This window comes from Methanothrix soehngenii GP6, from assembly GCF_000204415.1.
In the GTDB taxonomy this organism is placed as follows: Archaea; Halobacteriota; Methanosarcinia; order Methanotrichales; family Methanotrichaceae; genus Methanothrix; species Methanothrix soehngenii.
Genome location: NC_015416.1, coordinates 1946428 through 1966983, shown reverse-complemented (window position 1 = coordinate 1966983; position 20556 = coordinate 1946428). Strand labels below are relative to the sequence as shown.

The window sequence follows — 20556 nt, the reverse complement described above, 5'->3', positions numbered from 1 at the left end:
ATATTCTATGGATGAGGTTTCTCTGCCACCTCTGGTTGCGCACTGAGCGACTACGCTGATCAGAGATGCTCATTATTCATACTTATTAGTCATGCTGATCTATCATGCTTATCGGAGACCCCCTTTATGAGTCCCGGCAAGCATGAAAACCGCCTCTCAGGGAATTAAGCGGCGCCAGCTAAAGAGTAATGTCAGTTTTAGATGAGAGATTATTTGTAATTGCCGTGATAGAGCTCTGGTTCTGAGACCGAAATCCTTTTATGCTTATACTTAATAATTAATAGTTATAGATAGTAGGTGAGATGCATTGAAATGGAGGAGGATGAAAGTGTCTGTGTTAGATGATCTTTCACACCAAAAAACCGCTTTGCTCAAACGCAGGTCGGCACTGTTAAAGCAATTAGAGCTATGCATGGCGGAGGCAGAGGAGATAGATCGAAAGATCTCAGTGATAGAGAGCTGTGAACTCGAATACGACCTGCATAAAAACATAGAGATAATGACATCAGGGCGCAGGAAAATGAATGCCATTTAGGCAATACTGAGATATTGAGATGTGGCATTGAGGAGGATGGCTCAATGAAGGAAATGTATTGGCAAGGACTGCGAAATTTTAAGAGCGGACGCTCTTGCTAGCAGCGTTGCAATATCCACAGTTGCCATGTTCGACCCTTTTGCTATTCAATAGCAGTTTGGGGCAAGCCCGGATAATTAGAATCCTTTGGTTAGGCTATAATTGCTAAATATACCCCGGTTTTCGGTTTTTCATTCCTATCACAGGCTATATCCTACCGTAGGCTATATTTTCTCTGGCCTCATAATGGCCTGAAATGAGAATTTAGTTAATGAGGGCTTGAAAATGGGAATGTCTGCAGCTAAAGTGTTATTGATAAGCCTGTTCTTGATAGCGGGAATGCTGCTGCCAGGTATTGTCTGGCAGCCCAAAGGATCCTTTGAGGTCTGGAATATCATGGAGAACGACTTTCCTCGCAATGGAAGCTCAGAGGAGAAGATGACCTTCCTGCTAAACTATGCCATACTCGCTCCTTCCATCTATAATACCCAGCCCTGGAGGTTTAATGTATCTGATGGATCGATTATGGTCATGGCCGACGAATCCAGGTGGCTTGAGGCTGCCGATGGCAATAAAAGGGAGATGCATATCAGCATTGGCAACGCACTGGAGAACCTGATCATAGCAGCAGATCACTTCGGCTACAACCACACTATAAGCTACGTCCCCGGGGAGGAGAGCATCATAGCCAGAGTATCATTGCAGCCCAATGCCCAGGCCCCAATGGATCCCCAGCTATTCTCTGCCATCACCTCTCTTGAGAAAAGCTCCCCCTCAAAAACAAATGAGGTCCTCCGAGAACAGGATTCCGTGCCGCAGACTGCAAATCAAATCGATCTTGCTAATATTGAATCCATAAGCACCGATCAGGATATTCGCGTTTTTCTGATAGATGATCCAGACATTAGGAGTAGATTTCTCAATCTGACATTGAATGCCGATCAGGTCCTCTACTCCGATATCGAATTCAAAAGCGAGCTGGGCCACTGGATATCCCGGGGAGCTATGGGACCAACTGGAGTTCAGGCTAAGATCGATCAGATAAAGGTAGCCTTCCTGGATAGCGTTCCTGGTCAGATAGAAAAAGACTCCGAGATCATCAATAGCTCTCTGTATCTGGGCTTTATCACGAGCCAAATGAATGATCCAGAATCTCAAGTGAGGGCCGGGCAGCTATTCGAGCGAATCCGACTTCTGAGCTCTTCTGCTAACTTAAGCCTCCAGCCCATGAACCAGGCACTGCAGGCTGTGGAGACGGAATCAGAGGTGAATGGACTGCTAGGAGAGAAATCAGAGGCACTAAATAGCCCCTTTGTTCAGCAGATCTTCTGCCTGGATGTTGTTGGGCCCGCCAACGAATTGACCCCCCGAAGACCGCTTGAAGAGGTCTTGATCTAGCCAGTGACTACTCCCGCCCTCGAAAGGGGACGGGCTTGGACGGATTGAATACCGACAGATTGTAGTCCCAATCTGAGTATGTTGATTGCCGCGTTCCAGTCTCTATCCATCGAAAGCCCGCATTGAGTGCAATTATGGACTCGCTCAGATAGATCTTTTTGAACCAGAATGCCACATCTAGAACACATCTTTGACGTATTTCTTGGATCTACCAGGACTACCATCGAACCAGCACTTGCAGCCTTGTACGAGGTCAAAGTCACAAGCATATTCCAAGCCACATCTCCAATGCTTTTGGCTAGGTTGTGGTTATGCATCATGCCTTTTATATTGAGATCTTCAAATGCGATTAGGCCATATCGATTGACTAACTGGTTGCTGATCCGATGGGCAAATTCGTATCGCTTATTTGCTATTCGCTCATGGACTCGCTCAACAACCTTAAGGGCTTTCTTGCGCTCTGGCGTGCCTTTAGGAGCTTTAGATAGTTTTCTCTGAACTCTGGCTAACTCGTGCTCTTCTTCTCGGAAGAATCGAGGGTTAGCTATCTTCACGCCGTTGGAGAGGGTGGCAAAGGACTCTAGACCGACATCTACGCCCACCAGAGAGCCGTCTTTCCAGGGTGGTTTGGGCAGATCTTCCAGATCTACTGAGAAACACGCATACCATTTCCCAGTTGCTGACCGGCGAACAGTTAGCCGTTTGATCTTGCCTTCTATGGGCCGGTGGAGCTTGATCTTGATCTCCCCGATCTTGGAAAGATACAACTTTCCAGAATCGACCTTGAATCCTTTCTGAGGATAGGTGAAAGAGTCATATCGACCTATGCCCTTGAAACGGGGATATCCAGGCTTCTCCCCGGCCTTGACACGCCTGAAGAAGGCTTTGAGCGCCAGGTCCACACGCTCATGGACATTCTGGAGAACCTGGGAAAAGACCTCTTTAAGCTCCGGTTTGTTTTCTTTCCATTCCGGAAGCAAGTTATTTGTTTCGTACTTGCTCAGAGACTTACCTTCGTCCTCCCAGGCGGTCTTGCGGATTTCCAAAGTTTCGTTATATGTCCATCGGCATAGATCTAGAGTCCGCTCCATCTTTGTCCTTTGGGACTTGGTTGGATAGATCCTAAATTTATATGCCTTAAGCATAGACATAGATATAGTTAAGCTGTTATATGATATATAGTTTTTGAGCTTAACAGCAGTACTTGCGGCATTCATTCCCTAAAGGAGAGAGGTCTTCTGCCTGCTTTTCTATAACATCTAAGCTAGAATCAGGCTTAAATACTGCAGAGCTGGAGGCTCTTGGAAGCTCTGAGGAGAATGAGATGAGGTGGTTGTCGATCATCTCATTCCCTTGAAGCACTCATCTAGGTGCTTTTTGTCCATTCTCTTGGTGATCAAGCTCACGGCAATGGTTGCGAGCATCGCCAGAGGCAAAGCGACCAGGATCGGGTCCACCACCGGCCAGGGCATCTGTGTGATCAGCAGATCTCTTCCCAGGAGCATTTTGCTTATTCCCAAAGGCACTGCCTCCGCTTTATGGACAAACAGATACCAGAAGATGGTTACAAATGTTCCCGTCAACAGGCCGGCAATGGCTCCTGCTTTGGTAGCTCCTTTCCAGTACAGGGCCGCGGTATACATAGGAAGGAATGCGGATGCGCAAAGGCCGAAGAAGATAGCTGTGCCCCGGGCGATGATGTTATCTGGAAGGATATAGCCGAGGGTGACGGCAATTACCATGGCAACTATTATACCTGCCCTGGTGACCATTATTGAGCTTCCGCCCTTCTTATGGCTGATCGTCTCGTAAATATCCCTACCAATGGCGCTTCCCTGAGTATGAAACTGAGAGCTTGATGTGGACATCGCTGCTGCCAGGAGGGTGAGCATGAAGAGGTAGACGAACCACTCCGGCATTGCGGCATTGATGTAGATAGGAATTATGCTGTCGGCATTGCCCTTGGCTACAGTGATGGCTATGTCACCCTGGGTGTTAAAAAAGAAGACATTGGAGAGGGCCCCTACTGTGAAGGCGACACCGGTCATGAAAAGAATGAATACCCCACCGATCAGGGTTCCCCGGTGCAGCTCCCTGCTGGACTTGACTGTCATGAACCGGACTGCGAGCTGCGGCATGGCTAAAACCCCTATTCCCACCCCTAAAACTATGGTGGAGACCAGCGTCCACCACCAGGTGCTGCCGAGAGTTGGCATTTCCGTCCATCCAGTATGGCCCATCAAAGCGAGATTCTCTGGGACGAGATGGGCCATGTTTGTAAGTGCCTGATGAGCGACGGTTATTCCTCCCAGATGAGCATAGGTCATGAAAAGGAGAAAAGCCATGCCAAAGAACATAATGGTACCCTGAAAGGCATCGGTATACATGACCCCACGAAGCCCTCCCCAGATAACATAGGCGGCGATGATGACAGAATATATCAACAGAGCCACATGGAAGTCTATGGCTAAGGTGGTCTCCATGAAACGCGCTGCTCCTATCAAGACCACCGCCGCATAGAGAGGCATTCCAAGAAAGATCACCACGCCGCTGAAGTACTGAACGAATCTGCTGTCGAATCTCTTTCCTAATAGCTCTGGGAAGGTCATAGCATTGAGGTTGTGGCCTATCTTTCTGGTCCTCTTGCCATAAAAGACGAAGGCTATGAAAATGCCAACAAATATGTTGAAAAACGTGAGCCAGAGCAAACCCATGCCGAAAAGCCCTGCATTTCCGCCGAATCCGACTATAGCCGAGGTGCTGATGAATGTGGCACCATAGCTCATGGCCATGATATAAGGATGGGCCTTCCTTCCTGCGACAAGATAACCCTCTGTGTCCTTTGTGCCCTTCCATCCACGATAGCCGAGATAGAGAGTGACCAGAAGGTATATTAATATGATGACGTTGAATAAAAGTAGATTCATCCGATCACAGCCCCAGCTCTTTCTCTTGCATCTCTTCCTCCTCCAATTCCCAGGCGGCTTCCTCGGAGATCTCCCCTGCCTCCTCCTCACCGCCCTTATTCCATTTAATGGTGCCGTAGATCACGCATAAAAGCGCGCTAAGAATACAGAGAATATAAACGCCCCAGATCCAAGGATCCTCAATGCCTAGCATGCATAACACCAACCTCATTGTTATAGCCTATTTGCTCGCTGCAGAGCTAATGCAGCGAACCTTTCAGCTTTTGCATTTCCTGATTGCGCAGACAGCCCCTTAGATCGTTAAGGGACCAATATGGCATGTGGTAGCACGTAGCAATGACGAAGCTATAAGGATGTCGGTCAGAATTATACATTATGTTCATTTCCAGGCCTTATGTCCATGATCTAATTAATTTATATTAATAGTTTATATATTGCCCTGGGCGGAACATTGAGATTTTTCACGACTATATCCACAAAAAGATTCTCTTGTTGCTGCCGCAACAGTCCAGAATTGCCGTCCAGAGCCCGTCCTTCCATCTCCGTAGACATGAGCTTAGCCTCAGTTGTGAGCTGCTATTCTCTGACCCAACCACAAAGAGCCCATGATCCTCAGGCGGGGATCATGCCCAAAGCATGAAAAACCCATAGAGCCATAGGCAAGGCTGATATGGGCAGTGAAGGTTGATCTGTGACCTGAGACATGATCTCGACACAAAGACAACCATGATCTCGTGGATGCCCAAATGCGTCTTTGAACGCGTATGTGAAGTTGCACGCACGAGTGATCATCATCTGCCCATATCAGGCAAGTGAGACGATGGACTCAGATAAGGAAATAGTTTGCGGAGCAGATATCCACAAGGATTTTCTTATTGCTACAATGATATCCCGAAGTGGATTGAAGCTCCAAGAACGTTTTAATATGAACCAAGATGGCCTCTTGGCATTCAGATCCTGGATAATAAACCACAGATGCCAGAGGCTGGCTGTAGAATCCACGGGAGGTTTTTGGTATCCTATCTTCACCATTCTAGAAGGTCATGTCGAATTTATCCTGGCCAATGCATATCAGATCCGGAATATTGAGCACAAGAAAACCGATAAACTTGATTCGGAACGAATCGCGATATATTGTCTCAATAATCTCATCACGCCCTCCAGAATCTATCCAAAAGACTACCGAGATCTAAGAAGCATAACTCGTGCTCGTGAGACACTGGTCAATGCAAGGTCCAAAATCAAGAACCAGATTCATCAATCACTTTCGACCTGCTGCATCAAGCTCTCCTCAGTCATATCCGACTCTTTTGGCAAATCTGGAAGATATATCATTGATAGGCTTCTGGAAGGAAAGACGATCGATCAGATCATATCTGGAATACCTTCGAAGAGGATTCGGAAAAAGGAGGACGAACTCAGAGAAGCCATCAAGAATGGATTAGATCCCGTTCAGGTATTTTTGATCAAGGCAAATCTTGATGTCATAGATGATATTAGCAAGAAGATAAAAATTCTGGAAGCTGAGATCGCCGAAAAAGTCAAACCCTTCGAGGATGATTTGAAAATTATTTTGTCTGTTCCAGGTGTTGGATTCATTTCGGCAGCTACCATTATTGCAGAAATGGGAGATTACAGGGACTTTCCGAGTGCGGATAAGATGGCAAAGTACTTCGGTATTGTGCCTTCGGTCTACCAATCGGCAGGGAAGCTGCGAACTGGGAAGATCACTAAGACAGGATCTAAGCATATGCGAAGGATCTTGGTGGAAGTTGCAAAAGCCATATCCAGGACCAAGAAGAATTCAAGGTTAATGAGATTCTTCCAGAGGATATTGGCAAGGTGCGGAAAGAAGAATATTGCAACCGTTGCGCTCGCCAGAAAAGTGCTCTGCATCATCTATCATTTGCTTATGAATCACGAGAATTATCAAGAACCAGAGGTCACGAAAACCAAACCAAAAATTCCCAGCTCTGTTTCGCCCATAAGAATGATGGATATCGACGAGATGATAAAGATCATCAGTCAGGCAGGATACTTGGTGGAGAAAGATTTGAAGGAGGGATGCGGATGATCCGCCGCATCTTGTTTTTTTAAGTTTTTCATGTGGAGTCACAGAGGAACAGAGGCTATATTCTCTGCCGGACCTCACCCACATAATTCAGCGTAGAGCCAAATATACTTTATGTGAAAGATCGAAACGATTGCATGAGGAAGCTGGCAATCAGTCTTCTGGATGAGAAAGATTACAAAAAGTCGGCAGACACAGTTGATGGCTTCGGATTCGACCTATGGAATTATAAGGGAGACGTGCTGCTATTGGCTGTATTTTCGGGGCTTGGCGCTACCTGTAATGCAAAACTCGACGAGTAGAGCATGAGAATTGCATCCGGGCTCGATGAAGAAAAGGCGCCAACGCTGCCACCCTGCGAGAAGGCAGGCATTGTACGTTTGGCTTAAGGCCGGTCCAGGAGCAATCACTTGCCCAGGATTTTCTTCTGGCGAAGGATCGCGAGATCTGCGGCCAGTGGGCATATGGCGCATCCTGTCCGGCCCATTCTGCGGCCAGACCACAGAAAGCTTTATCTCATTTTATGGTCCACTGCTTTAGTTCAGTTCCGGGGAGTTAAATAGATGGGCTCAGAGAATGATCTAGATAAGTGCGGAGCAATTGAGGTTGCAGAGCTGCTTTTAACCGCAGACATATACAACCGCAAGGAGAACCTGACTGAGGACGACCTGCCACCCAATATTCGCAAGCATTATTTCGATGCGAATACCAAGAGCGTAAAGCGGCCGATTTACGTAACCAGCAGCGATGTTCAGAAGATCTACGGCATAGATAACGTCAAAGCGGCCATCAAGGATCTTACTTTTGTATCCTTCGAGGAGTTCGGTTCGCAGCTAAGGCTCACGGTATTCGATGTGGCCGCGAAGTGGTTTGCCAATCAGAAGGATCTTGCCAGGATCAGATCCAATCCCGCTCTTGCCTACTTTTATGAGAACTATGACTCCATGGGGGTAAGCTACTCCGAGGCCAAGAACGGCAACAAGCCACTTTCTGCAGACCGCGAGTGGATCGACGCCCGCATAAAAGAGCTGTGCAAGGACCAAAAGGAGGCAGATGAGCTTCTCAAGCTGGCTTACATCAAAGCGCCAGAGGATGTAAGAGACAGCATCTCCGGTTTGATCCTGACCGATGATCAGAAGACTGAGATCGAAAAGACGGGAAAGGCGCTGGAGAACAGAGAATACCTGCGCCAGATAGGCCTGTTCGAGATCGGCAAGCTACTATTCGTCGGCCCGCCGGGCACGGGAAAAACCTCCACCGCCCGGGCACTCTCCAGCTGGTTTTCTCTCCCAATTGTAGAGGTCCGCCTCTCCATGATCACCAGCCAGTACCTGGGGGAGACATCCAAGAACATAGACAAGGTATTCGAGCTTGCCAAGAGGCTCAGCCCCTGCATCCTTCTCATCGATGAGTTCGATTTCGTGGCCAAGACCAGAACCTCAGACGAGCATGGTGCCATGAAAAGGGCGGTCAATACCCTGCTAAAGGCCATAGACGAGATCAACCTGGTCGAGCACGGCGTCCTCCTTCTTGCGGCCACAAATCACCCCCAGCTGCTGGATTATGCCGCCTGGAGAAGGTTTGACAAGGTGCTGAACTTCCCCTTGCCTGACCAGGAGACGAGAAAGAGGATCTTAGACAAGATACTGGAGCCCATCAATGCCAATGTGGATACCGCTACGCTGGCAAAGATGACCGATGGCTACTCGGGCTCAGATCTGCGGCTTGTGATCAGAGAGGCGGTGCTCAATGCACTACTGGAGAACAGAAAGGGGCTATGCCAGCAGGACCTCCTGAACTCCATAGATGACTTCCGCCAGAGGATTTCGGACTACAAGCGGAGCATTGAGGCATGAAGGTCACCCTCCTGGGCACAGGCGACGCCATTGGCACCCCCAAGATCGGCTGCAAGTGTCCCGCCTGCATGGATGCCCTCCGGGGAGGGCGCAGCCGGAGGATGAGGTTTTCCATCCTGCTGGAGTCGGACGAGGAGGACGGCCGGGTGCTGGTGGACTCGAGCCCAGACCTGCGATGGCAGCTCTTGAAAAAGGATATAGCGAGCGTGGACGGGGTGATCTGGACCCATGCCCATTATGATCATTATGCGGGCTTCGGAGACTTCCATCGGGTGCAGAGCCACGTGGACGTCTATGCTCTGAAGAATACTATGGACTACATCCTCAATTACCTCTACTTCCTGGCCCCAGTGCGCCATGATGTCATAGCTGGCCAGCCCTTCGAGATAGCAGGAATGCAGTTCACCCTCTTCAATGTCAACCACCCCCCAATTGAGACCGTGGGGGTGCGGATAGACAATGGAAGCAAGGTGGTGGTCATTACCAGTGACACCAAGATGGAGGTCCCTGAAGAGAGCCTGGAGCTGATGAGGGACGCTGACCTGATGCTGGCCGATGCCATAACCCCGCCGGGCTATACTATTAGCAAGCACATGACCGCAGACGAAGCCATGGAGCTGGCGGAGAGGCTGGGAACTAAGAGGCTGATCCTCACCCATCTGAGCCATCTGTATCCGCCCCATGAGGAGGCTCTAAAGAAATGGCCGCTAGGGCATGATATGATGGAGATCGTATTGTAGACTCTGTACGTAAGCTACTCCGGCCTGAAGACCGGAGCTTTCAGCAGCCCTGATCTGGTCTGTTCCAAAAATCAGAGACCAGATCGGACCTCCAGGCCAGCCTACATGCAGCGACGATCTGCAGAGGTCCCAGTCTTGCTGGAACATTGGCCTCAGATCTGCCAAAGACGGCTTCAAATCGTGTTTCGACCGCACCCTTTCGGGCAAGAGTCTGGCAGAGCCGTACCGGATCAGTATCAAGCGGTTTACCGCGAGGTTGCCTAAGATGCCCAAGTACAATACAGGAGATGGATTTGACATGTTAAATATGTATGCAGAGCACAGCGAAAGTAATGGGTGGGGCACGCTCCTCCCCGGCCTAAAGACCGAGGCTTCCGCCGCCCCTACACCCCGGAGCGATCTGTGAATGCTCCTAGGACTTCTCGCTTCGTCCTTCGCAATCCTACGAGTTAAACGTCACGGGACGAATGAGAGATAATCGATTCTCAGAGGAATGGTCGCAAAAGCTCTGCCCGATCATCGGGCAATAGGCCGTCATCTCCATGGTTAAAAAAAGCTGCCGCGGAAGAACTATCAAAAAAAGGAATCGCAATGCTGCTCATCTCTGAGAGCCAGAGCAATCAGCTCTCAATGCTTATGGCAGCATTGATGGGTGTGGTTATGATGCTCTTTGTCGTGAACATGTTCGTGCTCATGCATCTTTCCGTCATGCTCATGAGCATGGATGTGTTTTTCTGCGGTATGACAGCACATTTGGTTTCACCTCCGATTTTTCTTTCACAATATAATTTCAATTAAAATGCTATATAAGCATTACTGTTATCGATTATTTCCGAATATGTTTAAATTTTTTAAAGGAAGATTTTATGGTTTGTTATAATTATGCGCTGTATAATATGAATAAATCGTATATCGAATTTCTTGGTTCCAATTAGTATCACCTCATTGATCCCCTACCCTACCTTATAACCGATGACGGATCGATCATCGAGGCCGCAAGTCTCCTCTAAATCGTGGATGAGTTGAACACTCAGAAGAGAACTTTCGCTGCTATTCGACTCATTTTTTCCCGAACAATTCTCGCGCAGGGATCATAGCTAAGAAGTTCATCCTCAGAAATCCGACCACTTGCGGCATATTGTGGGCCATTCTCAGGGATGGAAAGGATAAGCCAATTCAGAAAATAGAAAAAATCGCAAGTATGCTTATTAGGGTAGCAATCATTCTTTTGTCCAAGAGGATATGTGATCAGCTTCGGTTGAGGAGGATATGCTTTATAGCTTTGGAAGAGCTCTCAAATGCTTGCGAGAAGATCCAATAGTGATCAAAGACAATGGGATTCCGGATCTTCAGCTATGGCAGGCATTACCGATCTGATCTGGACTATTGGCGAGATGATGATATTGTTAGTGGTTCCTGATAATACTAAAGCATGTCAAAGACGAGGCTAACTCTGAGGAGCAAATTTCATGTCAGACCCATTCGTGGAGACCATCGACAGTTGGACGAACTTCTTCATGCTGACCGGCTCTGTAGCCGCAACCCTAATTGGCCTTATCTTCGTCTCAGTCTCTCTTCATATAGACTTCATAGCTAGCGTTAGAAAAGATAGCGACATGAATACCATGGCCAGGCAGACCTTCGGCGATTTCTTGATGATTCTATCTTTCGCCTTCATATTTATGGTTCCGTTTGAAACACCGATGGGCGTCGGAGTACCGCTATTGATTCTGGGATTAATGATGCTTGCCCGTACGGGAAAACTTTGGCTTAAATTCGCGAGAAGTAGAAGTTCGCGGGGGCGGGCCTTTACTTCCAACCAGATGCTAGGAAGGCTCCTGATTCCCAATACCGTTTGCTTTGCAATTGTAGTCTTCCTGGCAATAGGAATTCTTCACGGTGATACACGTTATCTGGATTGGATAGTTCTGGTAGTAATTTGGTTGATGATATCATCCACCATAAATGCCTGGGATCTGATGCTCCAAGTGGCTGATATGAAAAGAGAGAAGGAGCAGCAGGGTTAAGCTGGTGCAGCATTCATATTAACGGCTCCTCGCCATTTGGTATGGGTGAACTTGAATCGCAAAAACTCTATGTCTCGGTGCCTATGTGGTGAAACGCTATGCTTTGACCCAACCGCAGAGGAACAGAGGCCATATTCTCTGCCTGAAATCACCCACATAATTCAGCGAAGAGCCAAAAATTGAACTATTAGATAGCGATAGATAAAAGAAAAAGCAGGAAAAAGATGAGGTGCATCCGTCGAAAAGTAATATTATATTTATTTTCACATAATAAGCTTCTCTATCCTCTCCAGAGCCTGACGGATCCGATTCTGGCTGGTGGCGTAGGAGAGCCGGACATAATCCCTTCCCCCTGGTCCAAAGGCAGATCCGGGAGTGGCGGCAATGAGGGCCTCTTTGAGCAGCCTCTCGGTGAATAGATCTCCTCCCCCAAAGCCTGATACATCCGGAAACACATAAAAAGCGCCACCTGGAACGCTGCAGGGAATTCCCAGGCTCTTCAGGCCTGCGACCAGGAGATCCCGGCGGGCGCGAAACTCCGCCACCATCATATCGACATCATCCTCGGGCCCCTGCAGGGCGACAACCCCCGCCCGCTGCACAAAAGTGGTGGCCTGGGAAACGGAATGTGACAGAAGCCTGATCACCCACTTCATCGTCTCCTTGGGGCCGGTCAGATAGCCCAGACGCCAGCCGGTCATGGCATAAGCCTTGGAGAATCCATTTATGGTAACCGTTCTCTCTTCCATTCCCGGCAAGGAGCCCATGCTGATATGTTCATGATCATAGATTATCTTCTCATATATCTCATCGGAGATCACAAAAAGATCGTGATCTATTGCCAGGTCGCGGATCTCCTCCAGCACAGGCCGCTCGAAGACCGCTCCGGTGGGATTAGAGGGGGAGTTGATTATGATCATCCGGGTCTTGGGACTTATCTTCTCCGCGATGTTCCGGGGCATGAAATCGGCATCAACCTCGCCCCAGACCACCGATCCTCCGGCAAAGGCCACGCTGGGCTCGTAGCTCACCCAGGAGGGACCTATCAATATGCACTCCTCGCCCTCCTGCAAGAGGGCCTGGATGGCGGCAAAGACGGCCATCTTAGCCCCTGGAGTCACTATCACGTCCTCAGCGGTAGAATGAATCAGATTCTCCCGGTTTAGCTTTTCTGCTATCGCCTGCCGCAGCTCGGGAATGCCGCCGGTTGGTGCATAATGAGTCTCGCCCATCCTGATGGAGTTGCAGCCCGCCTCGACGATATGCTTAGGTGTGTCGAAGTCCGGCTCGCCAACTCCCATATCGATGATATCAAGGCCGCTGGCAGTGAGCTTCTTCGCCGTGGCCGAGATCTTCAGGGTGGTTGACTCATGAATGGAGGCTATGCGCGCGGATACCATTCTTTAATCCCCACCGAGCCTCTGCAGGAGCTTGACCGCCGCCTCCACCGCCCTCTTGGAATAGTCCACCCTCTTTTGCGCATCTGCCCGGGACATCTTGGGGCCGGTGATCCCCAGGGTTACCGGCTTATTGCATTCAAGAGACAGATCCATCAGCTTTCTGGCTGCATGATTGACCACAACTTCATCATGGGCGGTCTCTCCCTGTATCACACAGCCGATTGTCACGACGGCATCGATGTCCTCGCGACAGAGCATCTTCTTCACTGCTATCGGCATATCAAAAACTCCAGGAACATAAACCACCGCTGCGACATCTGCTCCCAGGAACTGGGCATGCTCCCTGCCCAAAAGCTCCATCTGATAGGTGATGTCCCTATTGAACTCCGAGACGACGAAACCAAGTTTAGCCATTGACACCAAACCCCATGAAGAGTAGGCACCTAGCTGCCTTCCTTCCATAATAAACCCATCGATTCAATCAAAATGCATTTATCCTTGGTAATGATGGAGATACAGGATTCCCTATGAGCCTTATTTATATTGATGGTGAATATGTTCCAGCTGAAAACGCTGCGGTTTCTGTTTTCGATCATGGTTTTCTCTATGGCGATGGTGTCTTCGAGGGCATAAGAGCATATGGAGGACGGGTCTTCCGGCTGGAGGATCATGTCCGGAGGCTCTTTGATTCTGCTCAAGCCATCATGCTCTGTATCCCCCTGAGCCAGGAGGAGATGGCTCTGGCGATCAGAGATACGCTGCGCAAGAACAACCTGCGCGATGCCTATGTCCGGCCTATAGTTACCAGAGGATATGGAGATCTGGGCCTGGATCCACTGAAATGCAGGAAGCCCACGGTAATCATCGTTGCAGTTGAGTGGGGGGCGATGTATGGAAGCCTCTATGAGGTCGGCCTGACCGCCATCAGTGTCTCTGTTCGCAGAAACGCCCCCGATGCCCTGCCCCCGAATATCAAGAGCCTCAATTATCTGAACAACATCCTGGCCAAGATTGAGGCCAATGTCAAAGGGGGAAATGAGGCTATTATCCTTGATTCCCAAGGAAGGATCTCTGAGGGAAGTGGGGATAATATATTTGTCATAAAGAATAAAAAGGTATACACCCCTCATACCCTCAATAACCTGAAAGGGATAACCAGAGAGGCGGTCTTCGAGTTGGCGGAGAAGAATGGGATTGAGGTCATAGAGACTGATCTGGGCCTTTTCGACCTTTACACTGGGGACGAAGTCTTCGTCACTGGCACTGCAGCAGAGGTTGCTCCCGTCACCAAAATCGACGGCAGAATAATAGGCAGTGGCAAGCCTGGACCGATAACAAAAGAGCTCATGGTGGCATTCAGAGAATTGGCAATGAGCTCGGGAACTCCTATCTGATGCCTCAGGATAGCGAGACAGGTGCCAATTGCTCTGGCAAAAAAGCGAGCGAATAAAGACAAGAAAAGTACATTGGATGAGGGGACTGGCATAAGAAAAGGGATATCTTTCCTCTCTTACCTTTTTCGTCCTTTTGATCTCTTTCTCCAAGCACTAGATTAATTTATGCTATTTTTATAATTTATACGGGATGGTCTTGATGTAAATTCTCCTCCTTCTCGGACCGTCAAACTCGAAGAAGAGAATTCTCTGCCATGTTCCTAATTTCGGCTTGCCCTCTGCGACAGGGATTGTGATGCTATTGCCAATGAGCGTTGCACGCAGGTGGGCATGGGCATTTCCATCATGATGATCATGAAGATAGCCGCCGTTCTCGGGTGCCAGTCTCTGCAGAAGGTTTTGTATATCCTTCATTAGGGGGGGATCTGCTTCATTTACCGTCAGGGCGGTGGTGGTATGGAGGGTGAAGACAAAAGCAATGCCTTCTTCAATTCCTTCCTCATGCAGGGCCAATATTACATTTGATGTGATATCTATCGCTTCTGTAGGCCTGGTTGTATCGATCTCGATCATTGCCAGTCACAGTTCATTAAGGTGCTATATGATAGATCAAAATTCCGGTTGATCGCAATAGAAGACCGCCCATAATCTCAATGCGGATCATTTTCAGATAATTCGAGAGGAGGATCCGGGTATATTCATCTTGAGGGGATGGATGACTTAAAAAGTCTTTAAGCGAATCCCGGATCCTTGGTCTAACTTATCGGCCATCATATATAAATTTTACTGTATATGGTGGACAGAATTGCATTCCAAAGTATTTTAGTCCACCATTCTGTGATGAATTGATAAAGAAACGAGATAAAACTATACTATGAAATAAAAATAAAAAAAAGCATCCACCATCATATCTAACAGTCCATTGTATGCGGTCTCCCCAGAGTACTGGAATGGGTAGGGACCATGGAAATTGGACGTTCTCTGGATAAAGAGATACGATATGGGGCTTAAAAAAAACCCCATGACATATAAAAATTTTTTAAATTAGATTGACATTCTCGCTCTCTTTGGATTGGCATATATAAGATATTATCATAAGCAGGGTGTGAGATTCATTTTTGCAGTTGCAGTTAAATCGGTGTCAATTAAAAATTTTAATATATAAATTAAATGCCCTTGGCTGACATTTCCTGAGCACAATGGGTTTGTTTGCGGCTTCGGGCTGCGATTCCATTTGTCTTTGTGGGATATGCAGAGCCAGTAGAATCTGCTTTTCATTTGCTGCTATCCACGCGAATTTAACCTTTGATATGCCGATCCTCCCACCCATATCTTATAAAAAAAAAGCTGATATAATGATTTAATGGCCCTGATGGCGAGGGTGATTTGCAGGAGCACATCGTCCTCCAGTAAGTGTATTATTTATCATTAACTTATCAAAAAGATATCTAAGTAGGGTTGATATCGATCATTTAGCATTATTATCAATTAATATTTTTAAGGATAAAGGATTAATATTTAGTAATATAATGATGGCTGCATCAGTAATCTAGGAGGGAAAGAATACGGAAGATTTTAAGAAAGGAGCGATGAGTTCGCTGCGACTAATCGATAACACCGCAAATCCAGCTCCATTAGGCCTGCTGGGCTTTGGTATGACCACTGTTCTGCTGAATATTCACAATGCAGGATACTATGAGCTGAATACAATGATCCTGGCCATGGGAATATTCTATGGCGGCATGGCCCAGATCATCGCCGGAATAATGGAGTGGAAGAAGAACAACACCTTCGGGACCACTGCCTTCACATCCTACGGCCTCTTCTGGCTCACTCTTGTGGGATTGCTCCTCATGCCAAGTCTTGGCCTTGGCACTGCAACCAGCAAGGTTGCCTTTGCGGCCTATTTCTTTATGTGGGGGCTGTTCACCTTTGTGATGTTCATCGGAACCCTGAGGATCAATAGAGCTCTGCAGGTAGTATTCTTAACTCTAACCATTCTATTCTTCCTGCTGGCGGCCAGAGACTACTTCGGAAGCGCCGCCATCGGGACGCTGGCCGGATATGAAGGCATCATCTGCGGACTGTCTGCAATCTATGCAGCACTGGCTCAGGTCTTGAATGAGGTATACAAGAAGGTGGTCTTGCCACTGGGACCAGTATAAAACGGTAGCAGCTTTCGCATAATAAGGATCGTGACCTTCCGATCCTGCAATTCTTTTTTTAGCAATGCCTTATAAAAATAGCAAAAAAGGTGATTGCCAGGAGCTACCTAGCAATCTATGCCATCGCAGGGTGGCTGGTGGTCCTTTTCGGGTACGGGATTCTCATGGAACTTTATGAGCTTCTCAGCCTCGAATGTTCCGGAGAACAGCTCGTGGGCTTTGATGTCCTTGTAGAATATCCTATGCCATGTGGCATCCGTGCCCCAGGTACCATTGAAGGAGTTCTTGGTCTCCAGGCCGATCAGGTGGGCAGGGTTATAGGTACCATCCTTGGAGGTCATCAGCTTCTCGACTGCATCGGTGTCCCTACCGGCATTCTTCAGCCTTTTTATGAGCTCCTCAGGAGTTATGCTATGCTTGGATTCGGCCATGTACTTGGAGTACTCCAGAGGATAATAGGTCTGAAGGAGCTTCAAGTAGTCATCGCACTGAGGATCAGCGGGCTCCTGGGGATCGTATGGCGTGGTTGAGACAAAGAATGTCGTCTGGTCCTTCTCCATCTCTGTTACCGCGAAGGTCTCCTGGACGTTGGCTCCTATGCCGCCATAGAACGCCTTTGAATTGAGGAACTTGGCTCCCATCAGTGGCGTGTCTCCAGCATAGGTCAATTTCGTACTCTCATACATGTTCAGGCCGGATTTGTTACCACCATTAACCGAAGATATATTTCTCTTCAGCTTATCGGAATTTTGCGAATAAGCATGCTCAGAGTCGAGCTCGAAATCGCCATCTCCAGCCATTGTATTGTAGTATTCGAGAGCGATCTTCTTATCGACTATGGATGTGCTAACATCTATGATTCCGGTTCCGGATACCTTTTGGCTCTCACAAAACTGTTCATACTGTACAGGAGGCACAAGCGGTGGATTAGCCATCGCTATGCAGCAAAGCAATTGGGCTACGACTATAGCTATCGCAACTAATACTCCCTTCATATTTCAAATTCACCCCTATACTCCAAAGAGTATACTCCCAATTTATCTCAAAAGGATATAAACATATCGAATACTGTAGAGATGGAGTATCATCTGAATATTCGGAGAAATGATAGCAATCATATTAAAAATAATGGTGATGATATTCTGATAGAGATTTGGATTAAAGAGTATCATAAGATCTTACCAGATGGTGTTTGGTGGTATTGACAAGAAGAAATATTTTGGCGCGAATCTTTGACAGATCTACAATACAAATAATATTAGTATTATACGTGAAGAGCAGGATCTCAGACCGCTGATCAAATCTGACGGATCAAATCTGACGGCTCCTCGCTATATTGTATGGGTGAACCTGAATCGCAAACTCGTTGCATCTTTGCGCATCTGTGGTAAGACGCGATGCTCTGACCCAACCACAAAGGGCCCATGATCCTCAGGCAGCGATCATGCCCAAAGCATGAAAAACCAGTATGCTTTAAGAGTTTTTCATGCGGAGACACAGAGTAACAAAGGCTATAATCTCTGCTGGGCCCACCCACTTAATTCAGCGAAAAGCCAATCTGACTCTTGGCCATGCGTTTGACTCTATTTGATCCGACTCATCAAGAATCCCGTCTGATATACCGATCTGATATATACAAGAGAGCATCAATAGCTATCCAAGGTTGCCATGACAGAAGATCCCAGCTCCGGCATAGATCCGTCAAGATCCAGCTGCCAGCAAAACCGCCTTTGTAAAGAGAAGAGCCCCTATCTATTGCAGCATGCCTGCAATCCAGTGGACTGGTACCCCTGGGGAGAGGAGGCATTCGAGGCAGCCAGAAGGGAGGATAAACCGATCTTTCTCTCTGTGGGCTACTCCACCTGCCACTGGTGTCATGTCATGGCCCACGAGTCCTTTGAGGATCCCAATGTGGCCCGCCTCCTGAATCAGTCCTTCATCTGCATCAAGGTCGATCGGGAGGAGAGGCCGGACATAGACCAGATCTACATGGCCGCGGCCATAGCTGTCAGCGGCAGAGGGGGATGGCCATTGACCGTTATGATGACTCCTGATAAAAAACCCTTCTTCGCTGCCACTTACATACCAAAAAAAGGGCATATGGGCCTGACGGGATTGATGGAGCTGATCGCTCAGGTCAAGGAGATGTGGGATAACGATCGAGAGAGCCTCATGAGCTCGGCGAACATCATCGTGGATCATCTGAAGGGACGGCAGAGCGGCAGGGGAGCAGGCGTGCAGAAGGAGGCTCATAAGGACTCCCTCTCGGGGTCGCCATTCGATTCTTCTCTTCTTTCCCGGGGCTATAGCGCCCTCTCTTCGATCTACGATCCTGAGAATGGTGGCTTTGGCACCGCCCCCAAGTTTCCCACCCCCCATCACATATTGTTCCTTCTGCGCTGCTGGAAGAGAACCAAAAACATCCTGCCCCTGGAGATGGCCAAGACCACCCTTCAGGGCATGAGGATGGGAGGGATCTACGATCATGTGGGATTCGGATTTCACAGATACTCCACCGATCCGGAGTGGTTCGTACCCCACTTCGAGAAGATGCTCTATGACCAGGCGCTCCTGGCCATGGCCTATGCTGAGGCCTATCAGGCCACGGGTGAGGAGGAGTACGCTCAGACGGTGCGCGAGATCCTGGAGTACATCCTGAGGGATATGACCTCTCCCGAGGGAGGCTTCTACTCGGCTGAGGACGCTGATAGCGAGGGAGAGGAGGGCAAATTCTACACCTGGACCGCAGTTGAGCTAAAGGAGTCCCTGGGCGAAGAGGATTTCCGGCTATTGATCCGGCTATTCGATGTCTATGAGAGCGGGAACTATGAGGGGGAAAGAAACATCCTCAGGCAACGATCAAGCTTTAGCGATGCTGCTAGTGTCCTGAAGATCCCGGAGGAGGAGCTGTACCACCGCTCCAGCGATATGATATCCCGACTCTATTTGGCCAGAGAGAAGAGGGTCCATCCCCTCAAGGACGACAAGATCCTCACCGACTGGAATGGACTGATGATCGCTGCCCTGGCACGGGCGGCAGGAGCCCTGCAGGACCCCGATCTCGCTACGGCAGCCAGCAGGGCGGCGGACTTTCTCTTAGAGGTGATGCGGACCCCTGAGGGGCGTCTGATGCATCGCTACCGGCAGGGAGCAGATATTCAGGCCAACCTGGATGACTATGCCTTCCTCATCTGGGGATTGATCGAGCTGTATGAGGCGACATTCGATGTCAAGTATCTGAAGGCGGCAGTCCATCTGAATGAGATCATGGATAAGCACTTCTGGGATGGGGAGGCAGGGGGCTTTTTCTTCACTGCGGATGATGGCGAGGAGCTGCTGGTCAGAAAGAAGGAGTACTACGATGGCGCTCTGCCTTCTGGAAACTCCATTGCCCTCCTAAACCTCCTCAGGCTGCTGCATTTGACGGGAGATACAAGCTTAGAGGAGAAGGCCGCCCTCCTCGCTCGCTCTGCCCTTCCTGCAGTCTCCGCCCAGCCCCTGGGGTATACAATGCTTCTCTGTGCCCTGGACTATGCTCTGGGACCTACGTATGAGGTAGCCCTGGTCGGCAGCCTGGAGGACGGGGGACTGAAAGAGATGCTGGCCGCGATAAGAATTAGATTCCTGCCCAATAAAGCGGTGGTTTTAGCATCAGGAAGCGAGATCGTCATGCTCGCTCCCTTTACCAGAGATCTGGTCCCGGTCAAGGGAAAGGCCGCGGCTTATGTCTGCTCGGATCACGTCTGCCAGCTTCCAGCAACCAATGCGGCAGAGCTGATGGCTCTATTAGAGAAAAATTAGCATCCGCCCTTGAATTGGGTGGAATGAGTGCTCTGGAATATCCTCGCGAAATATCTCTGAATTCCAGGGGCCGATTTCCATTTCTTGTTGGAATAAATCGAATCTGATCCGGACGGGGGATTTCAGGGATCGGTTCAAAGGCATCTGGACGACAACGATAAATACTACATGCTGACTAGAACGCTCTTCGGGGATTTCAGATT

General features: G+C 48.6%; 17 protein-coding genes. 10 read left to right on the top strand and 7 right to left on the bottom strand.

Going from position 1 to position 20556, the window contains the following annotated elements; all coding sequences use genetic code 11:
* Positions 1–412: 412 nt before the first annotated feature.
* The gene (locus MCON_RS16935) at positions 413–535 is read left to right on the top strand and encodes a hypothetical protein (RefSeq protein ID WP_269798793.1); all 123 of its coding nucleotides are present in this window, start codon (positions 413–415) and stop codon (positions 533–535) included.
* A gap of 324 nt (positions 536–859) precedes the next feature.
* Entirely contained in the window at positions 860–1972 is a 1113-nt protein-coding gene (locus tag MCON_RS15275; protein WP_052297562.1) for a hypothetical protein, read from the top strand.
* On the opposite strand, the gene MCON_RS09840 is transcribed toward MCON_RS15275, so the two are convergent.
* The 3 genes from MCON_RS09840 to MCON_RS09830 form a co-directional block, all read right to left on the bottom strand.
* Complete coding sequence (locus MCON_RS09840) at positions 1969–3117, bottom strand: RNA-guided endonuclease InsQ/TnpB family protein (protein ID WP_048133163.1); 1149 nt, start codon at positions 3115–3117, stop codon at positions 1969–1971. The two genes, MCON_RS15275 and MCON_RS09840, sit on opposite strands and share 4 nt — an antisense overlap.
* A gap of 195 nt (positions 3118–3312) precedes the next feature.
* Positions 3313–4899, bottom strand: a complete 1587-nt coding sequence (locus tag MCON_RS09835) for a sodium:solute symporter family protein (protein ID WP_013719825.1) — start codon at positions 4897–4899, stop codon at positions 3313–3315.
* 4 nt (positions 4900–4903) lie between these two features.
* The gene (locus MCON_RS09830; protein ID WP_048132311.1) at positions 4904–5092 is read right to left on the bottom strand and encodes a symporter small accessory protein; all 189 of its coding nucleotides are present in this window, start codon (positions 5090–5092) and stop codon (positions 4904–4906) included.
* A gap of 627 nt (positions 5093–5719) precedes the next feature.
* On the opposite strand from MCON_RS09830, the gene MCON_RS09825 reads away from it, so the two are divergent.
* The 5 genes from MCON_RS09825 (at position 5720) to MCON_RS09800 (ending at position 11593) form a co-directional block, all read left to right on the top strand.
* Complete coding sequence (locus MCON_RS09825; protein WP_013719824.1) at positions 5720–6973, top strand: IS110 family RNA-guided transposase; 1254 nt, start codon at positions 5720–5722, stop codon at positions 6971–6973.
* Between the two features lie 134 nt (positions 6974–7107).
* Complete coding sequence (locus tag MCON_RS16265; protein WP_157863772.1) at positions 7108–7272, top strand: hypothetical protein; 165 nt, start codon at positions 7108–7110, stop codon at positions 7270–7272.
* A 261-nt stretch (positions 7273–7533) separates the two neighbouring features.
* Positions 7534–8826 carry an AAA family ATPase gene (locus MCON_RS09820; protein ID WP_013719823.1) on the top strand — a complete coding sequence of 431 codons (1293 nt, stop codon included), beginning with the start codon at positions 7534–7536 and terminating at the stop codon, positions 8824–8826.
* Positions 8823–9566, top strand: coding sequence for an MBL fold metallo-hydrolase (locus MCON_RS09815; RefSeq protein WP_013719822.1), 744 nt, complete (start codon positions 8823–8825; stop codon positions 9564–9566). The genes MCON_RS09820 and MCON_RS09815 overlap by 4 nt, the downstream gene beginning before the upstream one ends.
* 1469 nt (positions 9567–11035) lie before the next feature.
* Positions 11036–11593: a hypothetical protein gene (locus MCON_RS09800; protein ID WP_013719821.1), complete on the top strand. Its 558-nt coding sequence runs from the start codon at positions 11036–11038 to the stop codon at positions 11591–11593.
* 263 nt (positions 11594–11856) lie between these two features.
* Here MCON_RS09800 and MCON_RS09795 read toward each other — a convergent pair whose 3' ends face one another.
* The gene (locus MCON_RS09795; protein ID WP_013719820.1) at positions 11857–12993 is read right to left on the bottom strand and encodes a pyridoxal phosphate-dependent aminotransferase; all 1137 of its coding nucleotides are present in this window, start codon (positions 12991–12993) and stop codon (positions 11857–11859) included.
* Positions 12994–12996: 3 nt separating this feature from the next.
* Positions 12997–13407: a 6,7-dimethyl-8-ribityllumazine synthase gene (gene ribH / locus MCON_RS09790; RefSeq protein WP_013719819.1), complete on the bottom strand. Its 411-nt coding sequence runs from the start codon at positions 13405–13407 to the stop codon at positions 12997–12999.
* 113 nt (positions 13408–13520) lie between these two features.
* On the opposite strand from ribH, the gene ilvE reads away from it, so the two are divergent.
* On the top strand, positions 13521–14387 hold the full coding sequence (gene ilvE / locus MCON_RS09785) for a branched-chain-amino-acid transaminase (RefSeq protein ID WP_013719818.1): 867 nt from the start codon (positions 13521–13523) through the stop codon (positions 14385–14387).
* Between the two features lie 174 nt (positions 14388–14561).
* Here ilvE and MCON_RS09780 read toward each other — a convergent pair whose 3' ends face one another.
* The gene (locus MCON_RS09780; protein WP_013719817.1) at positions 14562–14960 is read right to left on the bottom strand and encodes a secondary thiamine-phosphate synthase enzyme YjbQ; all 399 of its coding nucleotides are present in this window, start codon (positions 14958–14960) and stop codon (positions 14562–14564) included.
* A 1016-nt stretch (positions 14961–15976) separates the two neighbouring features.
* On the opposite strand from MCON_RS09780, the gene MCON_RS09770 reads away from it, so the two are divergent.
* Positions 15977–16552, top strand: a complete 576-nt coding sequence (locus MCON_RS09770) for an acetate uptake transporter (protein ID WP_013719816.1) — start codon at positions 15977–15979, stop codon at positions 16550–16552.
* Positions 16553–16659: 107 nt separating this feature from the next.
* On the opposite strand, the gene MCON_RS09765 is transcribed toward MCON_RS09770, so the two are convergent.
* The gene (locus MCON_RS09765; RefSeq protein WP_013719815.1) at positions 16660–17547 is read right to left on the bottom strand and encodes a hypothetical protein; all 888 of its coding nucleotides are present in this window, start codon (positions 17545–17547) and stop codon (positions 16660–16662) included.
* 673 nt (positions 17548–18220) lie between these two features.
* Between MCON_RS09765 and MCON_RS09760 the strand changes: the two genes are divergently transcribed.
* Entirely contained in the window at positions 18221–20353 is a 2133-nt protein-coding gene (locus MCON_RS09760; protein ID WP_013719814.1) for a thioredoxin domain-containing protein, read from the top strand.
* Positions 20354–20556: the final 203 nt, after the last annotated feature.

What these genes read in the sequence shown, in the direction of transcription:
- MCON_RS09770 (WP_013719816.1), top strand. Translation starts at nt 15,977, where the DNA reads ATGAGTTCGCTGCGACTAATCGATAACACCGCAAATCCAGCTCCATTA.
- MCON_RS16265 (WP_157863772.1), top strand. Translation starts at nt 7,108, where the DNA reads ATGAGGAAGCTGGCAATCAGTCTTCTGGATGAGAAAGATTACAAAAAG.
- ilvE (WP_013719818.1), top strand. Translation starts at nt 13,521, where the DNA reads ATGAGCCTTATTTATATTGATGGTGAATATGTTCCAGCTGAAAACGCT.
- MCON_RS09780 (WP_013719817.1), bottom strand. Translation starts at nt 14,960, where the DNA reads ATGATCGAGATCGATACAACCAGGCCTACAGAAGCGATAGATATCACA.
- MCON_RS15275 (WP_052297562.1), top strand. Translation starts at nt 860, where the DNA reads ATGGGAATGTCTGCAGCTAAAGTGTTATTGATAAGCCTGTTCTTGATA.
- ribH (WP_013719819.1), bottom strand. Translation starts at nt 13,407, where the DNA reads ATGGCTAAACTTGGTTTCGTCGTCTCGGAGTTCAATAGGGACATCACC.
- MCON_RS09830 (WP_048132311.1), bottom strand. Translation starts at nt 5,092, where the DNA reads ATGCTAGGCATTGAGGATCCTTGGATCTGGGGCGTTTATATTCTCTGT.
- MCON_RS09765 (WP_013719815.1), bottom strand. Translation starts at nt 17,547, where the DNA reads ATGAAGGGAGTATTAGTTGCGATAGCTATAGTCGTAGCCCAATTGCTT.
- MCON_RS09800 (WP_013719821.1), top strand. Translation starts at nt 11,036, where the DNA reads ATGTCAGACCCATTCGTGGAGACCATCGACAGTTGGACGAACTTCTTC.
- MCON_RS09795 (WP_013719820.1), bottom strand. Translation starts at nt 12,993, where the DNA reads ATGGTATCCGCGCGCATAGCCTCCATTCATGAGTCAACCACCCTGAAG.
- MCON_RS09815 (WP_013719822.1), top strand. Translation starts at nt 8,823, where the DNA reads ATGAAGGTCACCCTCCTGGGCACAGGCGACGCCATTGGCACCCCCAAG.
- MCON_RS09840 (WP_048133163.1), bottom strand. Translation starts at nt 3,117, where the DNA reads ATGCTTAAGGCATATAAATTTAGGATCTATCCAACCAAGTCCCAAAGG.
- MCON_RS16935 (WP_269798793.1), top strand. Translation starts at nt 413, where the DNA reads ATGGCGGAGGCAGAGGAGATAGATCGAAAGATCTCAGTGATAGAGAGC.
- MCON_RS09820 (WP_013719823.1), top strand. Translation starts at nt 7,534, where the DNA reads ATGGGCTCAGAGAATGATCTAGATAAGTGCGGAGCAATTGAGGTTGCA.
- MCON_RS09835 (WP_013719825.1), bottom strand. Translation starts at nt 4,899, where the DNA reads ATGAATCTACTTTTATTCAACGTCATCATATTAATATACCTTCTGGTC.
- MCON_RS09760 (WP_013719814.1), top strand. Translation starts at nt 18,221, where the DNA reads ATGACAGAAGATCCCAGCTCCGGCATAGATCCGTCAAGATCCAGCTGC.
- MCON_RS09825 (WP_013719824.1), top strand. Translation starts at nt 5,720, where the DNA reads ATGGACTCAGATAAGGAAATAGTTTGCGGAGCAGATATCCACAAGGAT.